The 17,856-nt window shown below is 73.2% G+C and carries 17 protein-coding genes; 10 read left to right on the forward strand and 7 right to left on the reverse strand.

The window, feature by feature from the left end; all coding sequences use genetic code 11:
- The first annotated feature begins 122 nt into the window (after positions 1-122).
- Together I8D64_RS13150 and I8D64_RS13155 are read left to right on the forward strand one after the other, a co-directional pair.
- A complete protein-coding gene (locus I8D64_RS13150) occupies positions 123-884 on the forward strand; it encodes an SDR family oxidoreductase (RefSeq protein WP_200503238.1) in 762 nt (253 codons plus the stop codon).
- Complete coding sequence (locus I8D64_RS13155) at positions 881-1,636, forward strand: FCD domain-containing protein (RefSeq protein WP_200503239.1); 756 nt, start codon at positions 881-883, stop codon at positions 1,634-1,636. Before I8D64_RS13150 ends, I8D64_RS13155 begins: the two co-directional genes overlap by 4 nt.
- A gap of 33 nt (positions 1,637-1,669) precedes the next feature.
- Here the strand turns inward: I8D64_RS13155 and I8D64_RS13160 are convergent, their stop codons facing one another.
- Both I8D64_RS13160 and I8D64_RS13165 read right to left on the reverse strand, forming a co-directional pair.
- Positions 1,670-2,068, reverse strand: a complete 399-nt coding sequence (locus I8D64_RS13160; protein ID WP_200503240.1) for a universal stress protein — start codon at positions 2,066-2,068, stop codon at positions 1,670-1,672.
- Between the two features lie 103 nt (positions 2,069-2,171).
- Entirely contained in the window at positions 2,172-3,659 is a 1,488-nt protein-coding gene (locus I8D64_RS13165) for an APC family permease (protein ID WP_200503241.1), read from the reverse strand.
- A 327-nt stretch (positions 3,660-3,986) separates the two neighbouring features.
- On the opposite strand from I8D64_RS13165, the gene I8D64_RS13170 reads away from it, so the two are divergent.
- Positions 3,987-4,823, forward strand: a complete 837-nt coding sequence (locus I8D64_RS13170; protein ID WP_200503242.1) for an aldo/keto reductase — start codon at positions 3,987-3,989, stop codon at positions 4,821-4,823.
- A 22-nt stretch (positions 4,824-4,845) separates the two neighbouring features.
- Here I8D64_RS13170 and I8D64_RS13175 read toward each other — a convergent pair whose 3' ends face one another.
- Positions 4,846-5,670 carry an IclR family transcriptional regulator gene (locus I8D64_RS13175; RefSeq protein ID WP_200503243.1) on the reverse strand — a complete coding sequence of 275 codons (825 nt, stop codon included), beginning with the start codon at positions 5,668-5,670 and terminating at the stop codon, positions 4,846-4,848.
- 184 nt (positions 5,671-5,854) lie between these two features.
- On the opposite strand from I8D64_RS13175, the gene I8D64_RS13180 reads away from it, so the two are divergent.
- The 3 genes from I8D64_RS13180 to I8D64_RS13190 all read left to right on the forward strand — a co-directional run bounded on the left by I8D64_RS13180 (position 5,855) and on the right by I8D64_RS13190 (position 8,825).
- Positions 5,855-7,372, forward strand: coding sequence for a dicarboxylate/amino acid:cation symporter (locus tag I8D64_RS13180; RefSeq protein ID WP_200503244.1), 1,518 nt, complete (start codon positions 5,855-5,857; stop codon positions 7,370-7,372).
- Positions 7,373-7,435: 63 nt separating this feature from the next.
- Positions 7,436-8,266, forward strand: coding sequence for a phosphotransferase (locus tag I8D64_RS13185; RefSeq protein ID WP_343068582.1), 831 nt, complete (start codon positions 7,436-7,438; stop codon positions 8,264-8,266).
- Positions 8,267-8,306: 40 nt separating this feature from the next.
- The gene (locus I8D64_RS13190) at positions 8,307-8,825 is read left to right on the forward strand and encodes a MerR family transcriptional regulator (protein ID WP_200503245.1); all 519 of its coding nucleotides are present in this window, start codon (positions 8,307-8,309) and stop codon (positions 8,823-8,825) included.
- On the opposite strand, the gene I8D64_RS13195 is transcribed toward I8D64_RS13190, so the two are convergent.
- Positions 8,756-9,733, reverse strand: coding sequence for an aldo/keto reductase (locus I8D64_RS13195; RefSeq protein WP_200503246.1), 978 nt, complete (start codon positions 9,731-9,733; stop codon positions 8,756-8,758). The two genes, I8D64_RS13190 and I8D64_RS13195, sit on opposite strands and share 70 nt — an antisense overlap.
- Positions 9,734-9,839: 106 nt before the next feature.
- On the opposite strand from I8D64_RS13195, the gene I8D64_RS13200 reads away from it, so the two are divergent.
- Together I8D64_RS13200 and I8D64_RS13205 are read left to right on the forward strand one after the other, a co-directional pair.
- Entirely contained in the window at positions 9,840-10,706 is an 867-nt protein-coding gene (locus I8D64_RS13200; RefSeq protein ID WP_200503247.1) for an EamA family transporter, read from the forward strand.
- 396 nt (positions 10,707-11,102) lie between these two features.
- The gene (locus I8D64_RS13205; RefSeq protein ID WP_200503248.1) at positions 11,103-12,407 is read left to right on the forward strand and encodes an MFS transporter; all 1,305 of its coding nucleotides are present in this window, start codon (positions 11,103-11,105) and stop codon (positions 12,405-12,407) included.
- Between the two features lie 53 nt (positions 12,408-12,460).
- On the opposite strand, the gene I8D64_RS13210 is transcribed toward I8D64_RS13205, so the two are convergent.
- Together I8D64_RS13210 and I8D64_RS13215 are read right to left on the reverse strand one after the other, a co-directional pair.
- Positions 12,461-14,749, reverse strand: a complete 2,289-nt coding sequence (locus I8D64_RS13210) for an FUSC family protein (RefSeq protein ID WP_200503249.1) — start codon at positions 14,747-14,749, stop codon at positions 12,461-12,463.
- 97 nt (positions 14,750-14,846) lie between these two features.
- Positions 14,847-15,725, reverse strand: coding sequence for an alpha/beta fold hydrolase (locus tag I8D64_RS13215; RefSeq protein ID WP_200503250.1), 879 nt, complete (start codon positions 15,723-15,725; stop codon positions 14,847-14,849).
- A gap of 91 nt (positions 15,726-15,816) precedes the next feature.
- Here I8D64_RS13215 and I8D64_RS13220 point away from each other — a divergent pair, with 91 nt between their 5' ends.
- Entirely contained in the window at positions 15,817-16,461 is a 645-nt protein-coding gene (locus I8D64_RS13220) for a mycothiol transferase (protein ID WP_200503251.1), read from the forward strand.
- Between the two features lie 33 nt (positions 16,462-16,494).
- On the opposite strand, the gene I8D64_RS13225 is transcribed toward I8D64_RS13220, so the two are convergent.
- On the reverse strand, positions 16,495-16,803 hold the full coding sequence (locus I8D64_RS13225) for a 2TM domain-containing protein (RefSeq protein WP_200503252.1): 309 nt from the start codon (positions 16,801-16,803) through the stop codon (positions 16,495-16,497).
- A 184-nt stretch (positions 16,804-16,987) separates the two neighbouring features.
- Here I8D64_RS13225 and I8D64_RS13230 point away from each other — a divergent pair, with 184 nt between their 5' ends.
- Positions 16,988-17,779, forward strand: coding sequence for an SDR family oxidoreductase (locus tag I8D64_RS13230; protein WP_200503253.1), 792 nt, complete (start codon positions 16,988-16,990; stop codon positions 17,777-17,779).
- The last annotated feature ends 77 nt before the right edge of the window (positions 17,780-17,856 follow it).

Here is a 17,856-nt window from a genome sequence, read left to right on the forward strand (position 1 = left end):
TCGGTGGTGTGCGTCGACGCTCTCTGCCCGGTGTCCAACGCCGTGTAGAAAAAGCATACTATTCAGAGCGACGCGCACGGCACTCCGCTCGCCGCGCGCACGACGACCCTCCGGAGGACGCCATGACCACGCACGACACCCCGCAGTCCCGAGCGGCCGACGCGCCCGCGGGCCGGGTCCTCTGGGTGACCGGCGGCGGCAGCGGCATGGGTCGCGCGAGCGCGATCGCCGCCGCCCGCGCAGGGTGGGACGTGGCCGTGAGCGGCCGTCGGGCGGCTGCTCTCGAGGAGACGGTCCGCGCGATCGAGGACGTCGGCGGGACCGGGCTGGCCCTCCCGCTCGACGTCCAGGACCGCGAGGCCGTGCGGGAGGCGGTCGAGCAGGTCACCGGCCGCTTCGGACGGCTCGACGGGCTCGTGCTCGCGGCCGGTCTCAACGCGCCGCACAGGCGCTGGGAGGATCAGGACCTCGGCGAGTTCGACCAGGTCGTGGCCACGAACCTGACCGCCGTGGCGAGTGCGCTGGACGCCGCCCTCCCCCACCTGCGCACGAGCGGCGGCGTCGCCGTCGTCATCTCATCGTTCGCGGGCTGGAGCTTCCAGCCGGGGGCCGGCGTCGCCTACTCGGCGTCCAAGACGGCGCTCGGCTCCCTGGTGCGCACCCTGAATCAGCAGGAGGCGGGTCACGGCGTGCGCGCGTGCCACCTGTGCCCGGGCGACGTCGCGACCGACTTCCTCGACCAGCGCCCCGAGGTGCCCGACGCCGCGGCCCGCGCCGTGATGCTCAGCCCCGAGGACGTGGCGCACGCCGCCTGCTTCGTGCTCGACGCCCCGGCGCACATGCGCGTGGACGAGCTCGTCGTCTCGCCGGTCTCGCAGGCGTGAGCGGGCACGACGGGCTGCCGCCGGCGCGCGGGCACGACGACCGGACCGGCGCGCATCCGACGCGCTTCGACCGGGCGCTCGACGAGCTGGGAACGGCGATCGTCCGCGGCGACCTGCCCGCGGGGCACGCGGACACCGTCGAGGGCCTGGTCGGGCGCACGGGCGCCTCGCGCAGCGTGGTCCGCGAGGCCACGCGCGTGCTGACCGCCCTGGGCATGCTCAGCGCCGGGCGGCGCGTGGGCCTGCGGGTGCGCGGCCACGAGCACTGGGATGTGCTGGATCCGCTCGTGATCCGCTGGCGCCTCGCCGGACCTGAACGGACGACGCAGATCGCCGAGCTGCGCGCCCTGCGCCGCGCAGTGGAGCCGGAAGCCGCCGCCGCGGCGGCGAGGCGGGTCGCCGCCGGTGAGGCCACGGGAGTGAGCCTCCGTGCGCTCGAGGGCGCGGCCGCGCAGATGCGTCAGTGGGCGGGCGTCGGCGCGGTCCCCGGGGCCGACGGCCCGGACTCGTTCCTCGCCGTCGACAGCGCCCTGCACGCCGCGGTCCTTGCACTCTGCGACAACGCGATGTTCGCGCGGCTGCGCATGGTGATCGAGGAGAGCCTGCGCGAGAGGGCGCTCGTGGAGCGCGCTGATCTGCCGCCCGAACCGCACGACGTGGACCTGCATCTGCAGGTCGCCCGCGCGATCAGCGAGGGCAGTGCCGAGGATGCCGCACGGGCCATGCGCGAGATCGTGGTGCGGACGGGGTGAGTGCTAGCCCGGATGGGTGCTGAGCTCGTCCCCTCAGCGCCCCCGCGTCTTCGGCTTCACGCACACCACGGGGCACGGAGCCTCCATGATCACGCGCTGCGCGGTGGACCCCAGCAGCATCTTGCCGATGGGGGTGCGGCGGCGCACCCCCAGCACGACCTGGTCGATCTTCTCGTTGTCGATGGTCTGCAGGATGTCGTCGGCCGCGTCGTCGCGCCGCGGCACGACCCGCAGCTCGAAGTGCACGCCGCTGGCCTCGAGCCGCTCGTGGAGGGGCTCGCGCCCGGCGTCGCCCGCGTTCTTGCGGGGATCGTCGCTGCGCTCGGAGGCGAGCACCACGAGCGTGGCGTCCTTGGTCCTCGCCTCCTCCAATGCGTACTCGAGGGCGGCTTCGCTGGTGGGGCTGGGCACGTAGCCGAGCAGGATCTTCATCGTCGACTCCAGGTGTCTCGGGGTGGCTCGGATTGCTCAGGTTGCTCGGGGAGGATCGGGATCTCGAGGTCTCGACGGGCGCCGTGACCAGGCACCCGGCCGCTCACTCGCGGCCGATCTCGTCCTGGTCGTGGAAGCGCGTGCGCCGGCCCTTGATCGCGGAGTTGTACAGGTAGGTGATCACGTACAGCACGAGGCCCACACCGAGCAGGCCGCCCGCGATGTAGTAGTTCTCCTTGGGCTGGGCGATGGGGGTGACGAGGATCAGCGAGGTGACCCCGCCGATCACGGCCACCACGATGGGGGTGCGGAAGTGCCCCTTCGCGCCCGGGTCCTTGCGGAGCACGATCACGGAGACGTTGACCAGGCAGAACACGATCAGCAGCAGCAGCGCCGTGGTGCCGCCGAGGTTCTTGATGATGGTCTCCGGCAGGGCGTAGCTGACGACCACCACGAGCGCGAAGGCGAGGAGCGTCGAGAAGACGATGCCTCCCACGGGGCTGCGGCGCCCCTTGAGCACGACCCCCAGGAACGGCGGGAGCACGCCCTGCTTGGCCATGCCGTAGAGCAGGCGCGAGGCCATCATCATGTTGATCAGCACGGTGTTGGCGACCGCGAAGATCGAGATGATCGGGAAGATCGTGTCCATCGGCAGGTTCGGCGCGCCGTGCGAGACCACGCTCAGCAGCGGCGTGGTGGCGGTGGTGAGCTCGCCGATCGGGACCACGGCGACCGCAGTGAGGGAGACCAGCACGTAGACCACGCCCGTGATCGACAGGCCGCCCAGCAGCATCTTCGGGAAGTTCTTCGAGGGGTTCACGGTCTCCTCGGCCATGTTCACCGAGTCCTCGAAGCCGACCATCGAGAAGAACGCGAGGGCGGTCGCACCGATCACGGCCATGAACATGCTCTTGTCCTCGGGCGCCTCGAACAGCACCACGCGCGAGAAGTCCGCGTCGCCGCGACCGATCGCGAGGAAGCCGATGATCAGCACCATCGCCAGGCCGCTGAGCTCGATCAGCGTGAGCACCACGTTGGCCTTCACGGACTCGCTCACGCCGTAGGAGTTCACGCAGGCCACCACGGCGATGAAGACGAGCGCGATGATCACGGCGACGTGATGGGAGCCGGCGGCCCCGAGGGTGTCCTCGAGGTGGAAGACGGCCAGCACGTTCTCCGCGAGGAAGATCGCGCTGTTCGAGGCCGAGGTGATGCCCGAGGACAGCACCGCGAAGGTCACCATGAAGGTGACGAAGTGGATGCCGAAGGCCTTGTGGACGTACAGCGCGGCGCCCGCGGCCTGCGGGTACTTCGTCACCATCTCCACATAGGACAGCGCCGTCATCATCGCGACCACGAACGCGAGGATCACCGGCAGCCATCCCGCGCCGCCCACCTGGCCGGCGACCTGGCCGGTCAGCGCGTAGACGCCGGTGCCGAGGATGTCGCCGACGATGAACAGCAGCAGCAGGCCGGGGGTGATGGCCTTCTTGAGCTCGGTGCCCTGGCCCGGGGACGAGCCGTCGCCGTCGGGGGCGGTGAGGGTGGGATCGCCGGGTGCGCCGGAGCCGGCGCCGGTTTCCTGGGTCATGAGGGACTCCCGGGGTCGGAGGTGGGGGAAGGTCTCGGGGCGGGTGCGGCGCACGGCGCGGTCTCGCGCTCAGGGACGCCGACTCGGGCGGGCGGGGCACCCGCGGTGCGGACCTGGGCCCGCGATCTGGGGATCCTACCTCAGCGTGAGCGCGCTCACCCGATCAGCGCGACCGGCCCTAGGGTGGAGGAGTCCGTGCGCAGCGCGGCGTCGACCGCCTCTCCCCGGAGCGTCGGCCCCGCGTCGCATCCGGCGCACGCCCGCACCACCGCCCCATTTCCCGCATCTCCGCCCGCACCCGCACCCGAACCCGCACGAGGAGTCCCCATGAGCAGCGTCGCGAACATCGCCCTGGCCGACGGCAACACCATCCCCCAGCTCGGCTACGGCGTCTGGCAGGTCGAGGACGAGGTCGCGGCCGACGTCGTCGGCCAGGCCCTCGAGGCCGGCTACCGCCACATCGACACCGCCAAGGCGTACGACAACGAGGAGGGCGTGGGCCGCGCGCTACGCGCTTCCGGCCTCCCGCGCGAGGACGTCTTCGTCACCACCAAGCTGTGGAACGACGACCACGACTACGACCGTGCGATCGCCGCTCTCGACGCCTCGCTCGAACGCCTGGGCCTCGAGTACGTGGATCTCTACCTCATCCACTGGGCGAAGCCCAAGCAGGGCAAGCACGTGGAGGCCTGGAAGGCGCTCGTCGAGCTGCAGAAGCAGGGGAAGGCGCGCTCGATCGGCGTCTCGAACTTCCCCAAGGCACAGCTCGAGGAGATCATCGAGGCCACGGGCGTGACCCCGGTGATCCATCAGATCGAGCTGCACCCCGACTTCGCCCAGGAGGAGCTGCGCGCCTTCGGCCGGGAGCACGGCATCCTCACCGAGGCCTGGTCGCCCCTGGGCCAGGGCGGCGAACTGCTCCAGGACGCGGTGATCACGGAGATCGCCGCCGCGCACGGGGCAACCCCCGCGCAGGTCGTCATCGCCTGGCACCTCGCGATCGGGAACATCGTGATCCCGAAGTCCGTGACCCCCGAGCGCATCGTCTCGAACCTGGCCGCCGCCGAGCTCGAGCTCAGCGACGAGGACCTCGAGCGCCTCGCGGCCCTCGACCGGGCCGAGGCGGGCCGGATCGGCGCCGATCCGGCGGGCATCGAGTTCTGAGCCGCCGCGGCCCGAAGGGACGCTAGTCCTCGGCGCGCTCCTCGCGGGGGCGTCGGCCGGTCGCGGCGCGGGCGACCTCCTCGGCCGCGGCCTGGACGGCGCGCGTGCACTCGGCGACCCTGTCCTCGCCCAGGCGGTTGGACTGCCAGGTCAGGCCGATGGCCGCGATCGGCCAGTCGGCGTGGTCGAGCACGGGCGCCGCGACCGAGCGGTACCCGGGGGTGATCTCGCCGTCCTCGCGGGCGAAGCCGTCGCGGCGCACCTGCTCGAGGATCGCGGCGAGCTGCGCGGGCGTCGTCGGCCCGACCCCGGGCCGACGGGGCACGAGGTCCTCGCGGGAGATGAACAGGCTGCGCAGCTGCACGAGGGGCAGGGCCGCGAGCATCGCCCGGCCGGTGGCGGTGAGATGCGCGGGAAGGCGCACGCCCTGATCGGTGACGAGGCTGCCGCGCCCCTTCGCGCGGTCCTCGACCACGTAGAGGACGTCGCGGCCGTGGAGCACCGCGAGGTGCCCGGACTCGCCGATGGCGTCGACGGTGCGCTCGAGGACGACCCGGCCCACCCGCGCGAGCGGCGCATGGCGCATGTACCCGACGGCGACCTCGTAGGCCGCAGGCCCCAGCGCGTACAGCCTCTCCTGCGGAAGATGCAGCGCATAGCCGTGGGCGACGAGCGTCCCGAGCAGGTCGTACGTGGTCGACCGGGGCAGCTCGAGGTCCTGGGCCACGCGCGCGGCGGCGACGGGCGCCCGCCGTGAGGAGAGGTAGGTCAGCACGCGCAGGGTGGCGTCCGCGGCCGGCGCCTTGGGCGGCTTCGGGGACGTCTGGTCCGGGGTTCGGGATGCCATAGTCCGACCAGGATGCCATCGCTCGCCCGGAACGTCGGACTCGTCGGCCCGATCTCCTCCGCCGCGCACCGCCCGGTTCCAGGCGCACGCACCGAGGTCGACCGGCCAGATCCATAGCCTTGCTTATGTGACCCTATGGTCAAGGCATTGACCTCGCCGGGGCGTGCTCCTAACGTCGTCCCTCGTGAGCACCACGACCCCCTCCCCCGCCCCGCGCAGCACCCGCAACCCGCTGCGCGCGATCGCGCGCATCCCCTTCGGCTGGCAGGTCCTCATCGGCCTGGTCCTCGGCGTCGCCCTCGGCCTCGTGGCCTCGGCGATAGGCCCCGGCAGCGGAGAGGAGGGCGCCAACTGGCTGACCACCACCCTGGACACCATCGGCACCGCCTTCGTCACGCTGCTGAAGGCCCTCGTCCCGCCGCTGATCTTCCTCGCGATCGTCACCTCCATCGCGAACCTGCGGAAGGTCACGAACGCCGCCCGCCTCGCCTGGAAGACCCTGCTCTGGTTCGCGATCACCTCGCTGATCGCCGTGCTCATCGGCATCGGCCTGGGCGCGATCACCAGCCCCGGCGCGAACTCGAGCGTCTCGGCCGACGCCGCGCAGGCCTCGGACACCCAGGGCACCTGGCTCGACTTCCTCATCGGCCTGGTCCCCTCGAACTTCCTGGGCATCGAGGGCAGCGCGGGCGACGACGGCTCGGTCTCCCTGAGCTTCAACGCCCTGCAGATCCTCGTCATCTCGATCGCCGTGGGCATCGCCGTGCTCTCCGTCGGCGAGAAGGCCGAGCCGTTCCTGAAGATCACCGGCTCCGCCCTCGAGATCGTCCAGAAGCTGCTGTGGTGGGTCATCCGCCTGGCCCCGATCGGCACCGTGGGCCTGCTGGGCAACGCCGTGGCCAGCTACGGCTGGGACGCGATCGGGCAGCTCGGCGTGTTCGTGGCCGACGTCTACATCGGCATGCTGCTGGTGCTGCTCGTCGTCTACCCGATCCTGCTGCGCACCAGCGGCCTCTCGATCGGCTCGTTCTTCCGCGGCGTGTGGCCCGCGACCTCGCTCGGCTTCGTCTCCCGCAGCTCGCTGGGCACCATGCCGATGACCCAGACGGTCACCGAGCGCATGGGCGTGCCGCGCCACTACGCCTCCTTCGCGATCCCGCTGGGCGCGACCACCAAGATGGACGGCTGCGCCGCCATCTACCCGGCGCTCGCCGCGATCTTCGTGGCGAACTTCTTCGGCGTCCCGCTCGGGATCACCGACTACCTGCTGATCGTGCTGGTCTCCGTGCTGGGCTCGGCGGCGACCGCCGGCATGACCGGCGCGACCGTCATGCTCACCCTGACCCTGTCGACCCTGGGCCTGCCGCTCGAGGGCGTGGGCCTGCTGCTCGCGATCGACCCGATCCTGGACATGGGCCGCACCGCCCTGAACGTCACCGGCCAGTCCCTGGTCGCCGTGATCGTCGCCAAGCGCGAGAAGATCCTGGACCAGAGGGCCTACGACGACTCCGTGCGCACCTCCTTCGCCGAGATCCAGGCCGATCAGAAGGCCGAGGCGGACGCGTTCGCCGAGGTCGAGGCCGAGGTGGCCGAGCAGGAGGCCGGCGCCCCGGCACCGGACGCCCTCGCGGATCCCGCTGCGCACGCCGCGGGCGGCGAGAGGCGCACCGAGGCCGCCGAGGCGGCGCGCCCACAGGCCTGAGCCACCCCGCGACCAGTGGAAATCGGTCGCCGTGCTCGGACTCTGCGCGATACCGTCCCCGGCGTGGAGACCGGAGACGACGCCCGCGAGATCCCGCTCGGCGGAGGCAACGCGAGCGCGGGTGTGCTGCGCGTCGGCGACACCGTGCGCAAGCCGTGGCTCGCGGGCACGCCGCTCGTCGCCCGGTTCACTGAGGCGCTGCGCGCGGCGGGCATCGACGTCCCCGCCCACCTGGGCCGCGACGACAGGGGCCGACAGATCATCGAGCACGTGCCGGGCGTCCTCGCGATGGACATGGGCCAGCTCGACGTCGGCCGGCTGGAGCGCGTCGGCCACCTGGTGCGCGCCGTGCACGAGGCGAGCGCCGCGCTGCCGAGGGACCGGTTCCCGCTCGGATCGACGTCGGAGACCGCGGCCGACCTGCATGAAGGACCCCGGCCGGACGGCGCCCGCTGGGAGGTGCTGCTTCCCGCCCCGACACCGCCCGAGCTGATCTGCCACCACGACATCGCTCCCTGGAACCTCCTGGTGGACGGCGAGCGGATGATCCTCATCGACCTCGACGGCGCCGGGCCGAGCACTCGCGCCTGGGACCTCGCCTATGCGGCGCAGTCGTTCTCGGGCATGGTCGCCGGGGCCGACCCGGCGGACGTCGCCGTGCGCCTGCGGGCCCTCGTCGTGGACGGCTACGGGGCCGACGCCGACCTGCGCGTCCAGCTGCCGCGGCTCGTGGCCGAGCGCGCGCAGGCGATGCACGACCTGCTCGCGCGCTCGCACGCCGAGGGCAGGGAGCCGTGGGGGTCGATGTTCGTGACGGGGCACGGCGAGCACTGGCGGGCGGCGGCCGCGTTCGCCGCCGCCCATGAGGAGGCGTGGCGCGACGCGCTCAGCTGAGCGCGCGGAGGCCGTCGGCCGCCCCGGTACCCTCCGGGACATGGAGGCCGCCGACCAGCCCCGCACCGCCGCCGACCCGGACCGCGCCGACCGCTCCCCCGCGGACGCCGCCGCCGCGACCGGGCTCAGCCTCGACACCCTGCGCTACTACGAGAGGGAGGGGCTGATCGGCCCGATCGCACGGGACGCCGGCGGCCGTCGCCGGTATTCCGCCGACGACGTGGCCTGGATCGGCATCGTCACCTGCCTGCGCGACGCCGGCCTCGGCATCGAGGACCTGCGACGGTTCACGAGGCTGCTCACGCAGAGCGCGGATCCCACGGATCGCGTCGCCTTCCTGGAAGAGCGCCGCACCGAGCTCGAGGAGCGGCAGCGGGCGACGCGGAAGGCCCTCACGGTGCTCGACGACAAGATCGCCTACTACGGCGCGCGGACCGAGCGCAGGGGTGACGGTCGGGGGCGAGTCCGCCCCTCCGACGGCGTCGGCCCTCACCCCGCAGCGTCAAGGGTCTCTCTCTCCTCCGCCGTGAGCACGGTGGTCGCTCCTCGCCATGCCTGATCGAGCTGCGAGATCCTGCTGCCGCCGATGATGGGCACCAGGGCGGGGGCACCGCCGGTGAGCCAGGCGAGCGCCACCTGGCCGCGGCTGAGCCCGCGCGCGCCGGCCACCTCGGCGAGGGCGGTCATGCGCCTCTCGTTGCCGGGGTACCGGTACTCGGGGGCGAGCGGACGATCCGCGCGGTCGTAGGCGCCGCGCAGCAGCGGCGTGTAGACCCAGCCGGTCAGCGCGGGGTCCCGGCGCAGCAGGTCGAGCCCGTCGGCGCCGAGCATGCCGAGCTCCACGGGCTGGCCCTCGACCTCGGTGCCGGGCAGGGGCTGCAGGTAGGAGAAGCGCTGCTGGTAGGCCGACGGACCCGCCAGACCCGCGTCCCGGGCATGGAGCCGGGCCTCGGCGGCGCGCCAGGAGGGATGGTTCGACAGGCCCCAGGCGCGCACGCGCCCGTCGGCCACGAGGGACCCGAACGTCTCCACGACGTGCGTGAACGACACGTCATGGTCCTCGATGTGCGCCCAGTAGAGGTCGACGGCGTCGAGGCCGAGACGCTCGAGGCTGCGGGAGAGCGCGCGGTCGACCGCATCCGGCGACAGTCCCTCGAGATCGTCCGGGAACCCGCCGGGACGGTTCGGCTCGGCGCCGACCTTGGTGCCGATGCGGACCGGGGCGCCGGGGTTCGCGCGCAGCCAGCGGCCGATGACGGCCTCGCTCTGCCCGCCGAGGCCCGAGGGGTCCTGGTCGAAGTAGTAGTTGTCGGAGGTGTCGAGCCAGCGTCCGCCGAGCTCGACGAAGCGGTCCAGGAGCGCGAAGCTCTCGCGCTCGTCGAGGCGCGTGCCCATGTGCATGGTGCCGAGAGCGGGCGGTGCGGGCGTCGTCGGGAGGGCGGGTGCGGGTGCTGCGATGCGTGCCATGCGCATGAGCATGGATGCTGGAGCGCGCTCCAGGTCAAGGGACCTCCGCGTAGCCTTCTCGGATGCCACCCCGCACCTGCGCGACCACGAGGCCGGCCGAGCGCCCATGACGCCCTCCGCCCTGGCGCTCGTGCTCACCGCCGCGGTGCTGCATGCCCTGTGGAACCTCGCCGCGAAGCGCGCGAGCGGCGACGGGTACGTGTTCGTGTGGTGGTACAACGTCTTCTCCGCGGTGCTGTGGCTGCCGCTGGGGCTCGTGCTCCTCGCCCGCGCAGGGTGGCCCTGGGGCTGGGAGCTGCTGGTGGGCCCCGCGGTCTCCGCGGTCTTCCACATCGCCTACCAGCTGTGCCTGCAGACGGGCTACCAGCGCGCCGACCTGGGCGTCGTCTACCCCGTCGCCCGCGGGACGGGCCCTCTGCTGACCGTCGTGCTCGCCCTCACGGTGCTCGGGGAGCGCCCCGGGTGGCCGGCGATCGCGGGCGCCGTGGTGGTGATCGCCGGCATCGTGGTGGTCGCGACCGGAGGTGCGCGCTCGCTGCACCATCGGGCATCGACGGGCATCGCCTGGGGCGCCGCGACCGGCGCCGGCATCGCCGCGTACACCCTCTGGGACGACCACGCGGTGACCACGTGGTCCCTCGCGCCCGTCGTCTACTTCTCCTTTGGCTGCACCCTGCAGGCGCTCGCGATGACGCCCGGCGCCCTGCGTCGAGGGCGCGCCGCGCCGGTGGGCGGGGTGCTGCGCCGGCGGTGGCGGGAGGTCGGCGTGGTCGCCGTGCTCTCGCCGCTCGCGTACGTCCTCGTGCTCGAGGCCATGCGGACCACGCCGGTCTCGCTCGTGGCACCCGCGCGCGAGTCCTCGATCGTGGTGGGATCGCTGCTGGCCTGGTGGCTGTTCCGCGAGCCCGACCCGGTGCGACGGGTGCTCGGGGCGGCGATCGTGCTGGGCGGCATCATCCTCATCGTGTCGTGATCCGGCCGGGCCTGTCGCGGACGGGCCACGGGTGAGGAGCCGTGGCGATATCGCCATGGCTCCTCACCAGCGGCCCTTCCGTGACAACCACCCGCCGACGCCCGGCCCGGCCCGGGTGCCCGTGCTCCCTTCCCCGTGCCCCGTGCCCCGTGCCCCGTGCCCCGTGCCGCGCACTGTGCCCCGCACCGCGCCGCACCGCATATCGTGAGCCGGCCCGCGCCGGCGGATCTGTGACCTCCGCGGCCGTCCCGGGCCGGATCCCTGGCCCCGGGGCGGCGCCCCCGGATAGGCTCCCAGCGTCCCATCAGCAGTGCATCACCTCGGGTCCGCAGACCATCCGGCAGTTCTTCCCCGGTGCGGGCCGTCCAAGGCGGCACCCCACCGTCCGGAGGATCGATGACCTCGCCGCAGCACCCGACGACGGCCCCGCAGGCCACCACCCTGACGCGCGCCGCCGGCCTCGCCTACTTCCCGATCGCGTTCGTGGCCCGCTTCCCGTTCGCGATGATGGTCGTGGGCACGCTGACCCTCGTCGTCTCCGCACGCGGCTCGATCGCACTGGGCGGACTGAACTCGGCAGTGGTGGGCCTCGGCTCGGCGCTCATCGGCCCGCTGCTGGGCGCGGCGGCCGACCGCATCGGCCAGCGCCCGGTCATCCTGCTCGCGGGGATCGTGAACTCCCTGGCCCTGCTCGCGATGGCCGCCGTGGCCTTCAGCTCCCTGCCCGATCCCGCGGTGCTCGCCGTGGGCTTCGTGATCGGGGCGTCGTCACCGCAGATCGGCCCGCTCTCGCGCAGCCGCCTCGTGCACCTGATCCTCACCCGTCTGCCCTCGGCGCGCCGCGCGAAGAGCCTCAACGCGACCATGGGCTACGAGTCCGCGGCCGACGAGACCGCCTTCGTGTTCGGCCCCGTCGTGGTCGGCCTGCTGGCCACGACGATGAGCGCCGCGGCCCCGATGATCGGCGCGGCGGTCCTCACCCTCGTCTTCGTCACGGCCTTCGCGCTGCATCCGACGGCGCGCGCCGCCGCCCCGGCTACCGGATCGCCCGTGGTCCAGGCCCCGGCGCGGGAGCTGCGCAGCGCGCGCGTGCTCGTGGTGGTCGCGGGCGCGCTCGGCGTCGGCCTCTTCTTCGGCACGGTCCTCACCTCGCTCACGGCCTTCCTCGCGGAGACCGGCCACGGCGACTCCGCCGGGCTCGTCTACGGGATCATGGGCGTGGGCTCGACGATCCTCGCGCTGAGCATCTCGCTGTTCCCCGAGCGCTTCGCGCTGCGCTGGCGCTGGGTCGTGTTCTCCGCCCTGATGCTCGCTGCGATGATCGCCTTCGGCCTCGCGGGCGGCCTGGCCGGGACCGCGGGCGCGATGGCGATCGCCGGCATCGGGATCGGGCCGACGGTCGTGACGCTGTACAGCCTGGCCGCGGACCGCTCGCCGCGCGGCCGCTCGGCGACGGTGATGACGATGCTGGGCTCGGCGACCATCGTCGGCCAGTCCGGCGCCTCGGCGCTGACCGGCGCCTTCGCCGAGAACGTCGGGGCGCAGGCCGCCATGTGGCTGCCGGCCGGCGCGGCCTCTCTGGTGGTGCTCGCGGCTCTCGTGAACGCGGCGCTCGGCAGAGCCGCCGCTCCCTCCGCCTCGCATCACGAGGTCATCGACGAGGCCGAGGAGCTGCTCGAGAGGCCCACCGAGCACCTCTGAGGCGCAGGGCGCAGAGCGCAGGGCGGCGCTGGCCGCGGGCCCGTCGCCCTCGGTCAGCGCGCCGCCGGGTGGCCGATCTCGCGCAGGGAGCGGGCGAGCATCGACAGCTGCTCGAGCGTCTCGTCCTCCCAGGTCCGCGCGGTGCGAGCGGCGTGGGCGCCAGTGGTGGAAGGGGTGGAAGGAGCGGCAGGGGAGCCCATCGGCCGGTCCTCGGACGCACGAGCTGCCCCGACGACCGCGCTCACCTCGGCCACCCGCTCCTCGTCGGCGACGTCGCGAGCCAGGGCCGCGACGGCATCGCAGGCGTCGGCCACCCGCGGATCAACCGTGCGCGCGTCCGCCGGGACCGTCGGGGCCGTCGGGGCCGTCGGGGCCGTCGGATCCATCGGGCCCTCGCTAGCGGTCCGCGCCATGACGCGGCTGGTCACGGTGCGGGCGATGCTCACGGAGGTCGCCACCACGGTGAGCCGGCGGCGCACCCGGCGCGGACGGTGCTCGGTGAGGTGGTAGCGCGTCATCGGCGCGGCGGCAAGCGCGAGCCGCCTGCGGGCGCCGATCGTCGCGAGCAGCAGGGCGTCGACCTCGTGCGGGGTCCCCGGACCCGGGTCGCGCAGCGCGCGGGCCGTCCCCTCCATGAGGTCGCCGATCGACGCGGCGACCTCCCGCTCCGCGCGCGCCACGGTGTCGCGCGTGCTGACCGGGGCGAACAGCAGCGCCACCAGCACGCCGATGCCCGCGCCCGCGACCGTCTCCGCGAGGCGCAGCAGGAGCAGGGCGTCGGAGAACAGTCCGAGGATCCCGTAGAGCTGCGCGACCAGGATCGTCACGAACAGCATCATGTAGGCGTAGGAGATGCGGATCAGGTAGAAGCCGCAGAAGACGCTGATGAGGATGACCGCGAGCTCGATCATCGGGTGGCCCGCGGTGAGGGCGGCGAGCGCGATGCCCACCACCAGGCCCAGCACCGTCCCGATCACGCGGTTCAGGGACTTGCCGAAGGAGTCCATGCGGGTGCCGGTGCCCGTGAACACCACGAACGCGGCGATCACCGCCCAGTAGTAGCGGGAGTCGCTGATCAGGGTGCCCGCGAGGATCGCGAGCGCACCGGCGATCGCGACCTGCACGGCCTGCCGCGTGGTCGCCTGCGTGCGCACGACGGGGTTCCAGCGGGCGCCGCGGGCGCGCACGTCCTTGGCGACCGAGGGCGGCCCCGGCAGCATGCCCAGTCCGGTGAGCGCGGCGGCCGGCGTGAACTCGGCGTTGCGCTCCAGGTCCGGGGGCAGATGGGGATCGGCCGGCCGTTGCACGAGCTCGTCGATGCCGCGTGCCAGGGAGCGCACCTCGCGGCGCAGGCGCTCGGCGTCCATCGCCCCGTCGGCCGCGGGACCCTGCCCGGGAGCGCCCTCGCGCGCCATCATCCGCTCGAGCAGCGCAGCGACCCTGCGGGCGCTCTCGTCCTCGCCGTCGGCCAGGTGCACCAGCGCGCGGGCCGCGAGCGAGCGCACGCGCGGCGGCGCCTGCATGAGATGCAGGGACGCCCAGCCCACGAGGTCCAGGGAGAGCTGCCCCTCGAGCAGACTGCGGCGCAGGGTCTCGGCGCTCCAGCCCACCGGCAGCGCCCGCGCGCTCGCCGCCCATCCGTCGCTCATGAGCACCATCTCGTCGAAGAGCTGGCGCTCGTCGAAGACACGGCGGGTCAGCCGGTCGCGGTCCCGCTCCGACTGCGCACGCAGCCGGGAGGCCATCAGCCGCAGCAGTCGGCTGCGGCGCGCGACCATGCTGCGGAAGACCCGCGCGAGCGTGCGCCGCGGATGCGGTCGGAACACCGTGGTGCACAGCAGGGCGACGACCGCGGTGCCCACCACCACGGCGAGCATCAGATGCGGCAGCTGATCGGGCGTGGGGCGCAGGAACAGCGAGAAGAAGAACCCCATCCACAGCAGGAAGCCGTAGAAGAAGAAGTCGAGGCCGAAGCGCCGCACGTACACGGCACCGAACATGACCAGCACGAACACGAGGTGCGAGAGCCACAGGGAGCCGCCGACGAGGGTCCCGACCACCAGGCCGACCCCCATCGCCACGGGGAAGAACAGGGCGGCTCGCAGGCTCTCGCGGGCCATCGGCCGCGCGAGAGCGTTCGAGCCGATCATCGCGATCACCGCGCCGAGGATCATCGTCGGCAGCAGCGCGGCGGGCTCCAGGTGCAGGGCTGTCCCCAGCAGCGCCTCGGCGGCGAGGTTCGCGGCGACGCAGCAGGCCCCGGCGAGGCCCATGCGGAGTCTGCTCAGACCCGGATCGGAGGCGATGAGAGCGTCCAACGGGCGCGAGAGCAGCGGCGGCACTGGGCGGGAGCCTCCTCGGGCGGCAGGGGTGTCGGGGACCCATGGAGTCTAGCCGCGCCTCCCGAGCGCTCCCTGCCCGTCGCCGTCCCCTCCCCGCTCATCCTGCCGAGCGCAGGACCTCCTCGAGCACCTCGCGGGTGCGCTCGGGCCGCTCGACCCAGGGGAAGTGTCCGGCGGCCTCGATGATCCGCTTGCGTCCGCGACGGGCATGGGCGGCGAGCGCGACGACGCCGGCGACCGGCCGCGGATCGGCGAGCCCGTGGAGGAACCAGACCGGTGCCTCGATCGTCTCGAGAGCGGCGACGAGGGCTTCGTCGGCCACAGCGGGATCGGCCGACAGCAGCCGGTTCGCCGTGTGCTCGATGTCCAGGCCGACGGCGGCGAGGCGCTCGGCGCGCGCGATGCCGTCGGCGGTGTCGGCGAAGTCGGTGGCCCACTGCAGGGTGCGCCAGCGGGTCTCCTGCTCCCCGGTGCGTCGCTCCGGTCCGAGGGCGTCAAGCCGGGCGAGCTCCTCGGTGATCCCGGCGGCCCCGCGGCGGCGATCGCGCTCGGCGCGGAAGTCCGTGCGCCAGTCCCCGATGCCCGTGCCGCTGAGGAAGCCGACGGCGGCGACGTGCTCGGGGTGCGCGCCCGCATAGGCGAGGGCGAGGGAGGCGCCGAAGGAGTGGCCGATGACGATCCATCGCTCGTGGCCGCCGTGCCGGTTATCGAGCGCGGCGCGCAGCTCCTCGAGGTCGGCGACGGAGCGCCGCACGGCCAGCTGCTCCTCGGGTACGGGCCTGGGCGTGCTGCGTCCGCATCCGCGCTGGTCGTAGCGGTGCACGAGGGTCTGGTCGGAGAGCAGGGCGGCGAGGTCGCCGAGGTCGTCCCAGAGGCCCGGCCCGCCGTGGACGAGCACGACGGGCGGATGGGCCCCGGCCTCGCCGTCGGTCCAGGTGGCGAGCTCGGTGCCGTCGGCGAGAGGGATCTTGCGCATGGGGCCGACGGTATCGGGGACGCGGGGCGCGCCGCGCGAGTCCCCGTCTCAGGGGACAGGAATCGTCCGCATCGCGGCGCAGTATGTACTCATGGCCGCGGAGCGCACCGCTCCCGGCGCCGCACCGAGCCAGGAGCACACCATGTACGCACCCACGCAGGACACCGAGATCGACGGCCTCGTCGGCTACATCGACGCACAGCTCGACGCCCTGCGCGCGAGCCTCCACGGACTCACCGAGGAGCAGGCGCATGCCACGCCCTGCCGCAGCGCGCTCTCGGTGGGCGCTCTGATCAAGCACTCGATCTACGTGATGCGCGGGGCGACTGAGCGCCTCACCGACGGGCCGCGCCTCGTTCCCCCGACGCAGGAGGGATTCGTGGAGTTCGAGGACAGCACGCGGCTCGGGCAGGACGAGTCGGCCGCGGCGCTGCTGCCCGTCTTCGACGCCACGCGTGAGGACTACCTCGCCGCCCTGCGGGCGACGAACCCGGCGGCGCCGTCGCAGGAGCCGCCGGCCCCCTGGGCCGGGATCACCGAACCCATGCCGATCCTGCAGCGCTACTACCTGGTCCACCAGGTCGAGGAGCTCGCACGCCACGCGGGCCACGCCGAGATCATCCGCGAGCAGATCGACGGGGTCACGATTCCCGAGATCCTCATGACGCTGTCCGGGCAGGGGCCCAGCGCGTTCTTCAGCCCCTACGAGGCGCCCGCCGGGACGATCACGGGCTGATCGGAACCCGTGGGGCCGCGCCGCCCGCGCACGTCAGCGGCCCTCGCCGCCCAGCCGCCGCATCTCGGCCTGGATCCGCTCCTCGCTCACCCCGCCGCCGAAGACGCCGAGCACCTGCCAGAGCAGCCCGATGCCCCAGAAGGCGATGGGGAAGAAGGGCCAGAAGAAGCCGCCGCCGTTGCGCGCCCAGAACACCACGAGCATGCCGTTCACGACGACGTACACGGCAAGGCTCATGACGAGGTTGCGACGGGCGTGCAGGCGGTCGACCGCGCGGCGGCGGAGATCCGTCTCCGCCTCGCTGCTGTCCGAGCGGGGGAAGCTGTCGTCGAAGCGATCCATGGTGACCCTCCTGGCCGAGCGCCGTCGGCGCGTGTGCTGTCGATGCATTCGACGCTAGGCGGCACCCGTCCCGACCTCCCCTGACAGCTGTCACGTCCGCACCGGGACAACCCTCCTGCCCCGTCAGCCAGTCGTCCCGATAATCCCGTTGCCCACCTGCACGCCCCGCCGTAGCGTCCGCCCCATGACGCACCAGAACACCGACGACCTCCCCCTCCCCAGCGCCGCGCTGCTCACCGGCGTGGGTCGGCGCCGCGGGATCGGCGCCGCGATCGCCCGCGCGCTCGCCGAGGACGGCTTCGACCTCGCCCTGAGCTATTCCGACGACTACGACCGGCGCGTGAACGCCGAGCCCTCGGACGTCGAGCTCATCGCCGAGGAGCTGCGCGGCCTCGGCCGGCGCGTGGTCCTCGTCCCCGGCGACCTGTCCGATCCGGCCGAGCCCCCGCGGATCCTGGGCGCCGCGAGCGCCGAGCTGGGTCGGCTGGGCGCGCTCGTCATGTGCCACTGCGAGTCCGTGGACTCGGCGATCCTCGACACCACCGTGGAGAGCTTCGACCGCCACTATGCGGTGAACGTGCGGGCCAGTTGGCTGCTGCTGAAGGCCTTCGCCGAGCAGGTGGAGATCGGCGATGACACGCCCGGCGGGGCGGTCGTCGCCCTCACCAGCGACCACACCGCCCACAACCTCCCGTACGGCGCGACCAAGGGCGCGCTGGACCGGCTGGTCCTCGCCGGCACGCACGAGCTCGCCGACCGCGGCATCCGCACCAATGTGGTGAACCCGGGCCCGATCGACACCGGCTGGATGGACGACGCCGTGCGCGAGGCCGGCGCCGCCCAGACCCCCGGCGGGCGTCTCGGCGGCCCGAGCACCGTCGCGGACCTCGTGCGGTTCCTGGTCTCGGCGCGCGGCGGCTGGATCCGCGGCCAGCTGCTGCTGTCCAACGGAGGGTTCGCGACGCCCGCCGTGTGAGGTCCATGGTGTGAGGCGCACGGTGTGAGGATCCACGGCCGCATCGAGGGCGCGGGGGCGCGGGCGAGGCCGCGGAG

Source organism: Brachybacterium halotolerans (assembly GCF_016623465.1).
In the GTDB taxonomy this organism is placed as follows: Bacteria; Actinomycetota; Actinomycetes; order Actinomycetales; family Dermabacteraceae; genus Brachybacterium; species Brachybacterium halotolerans.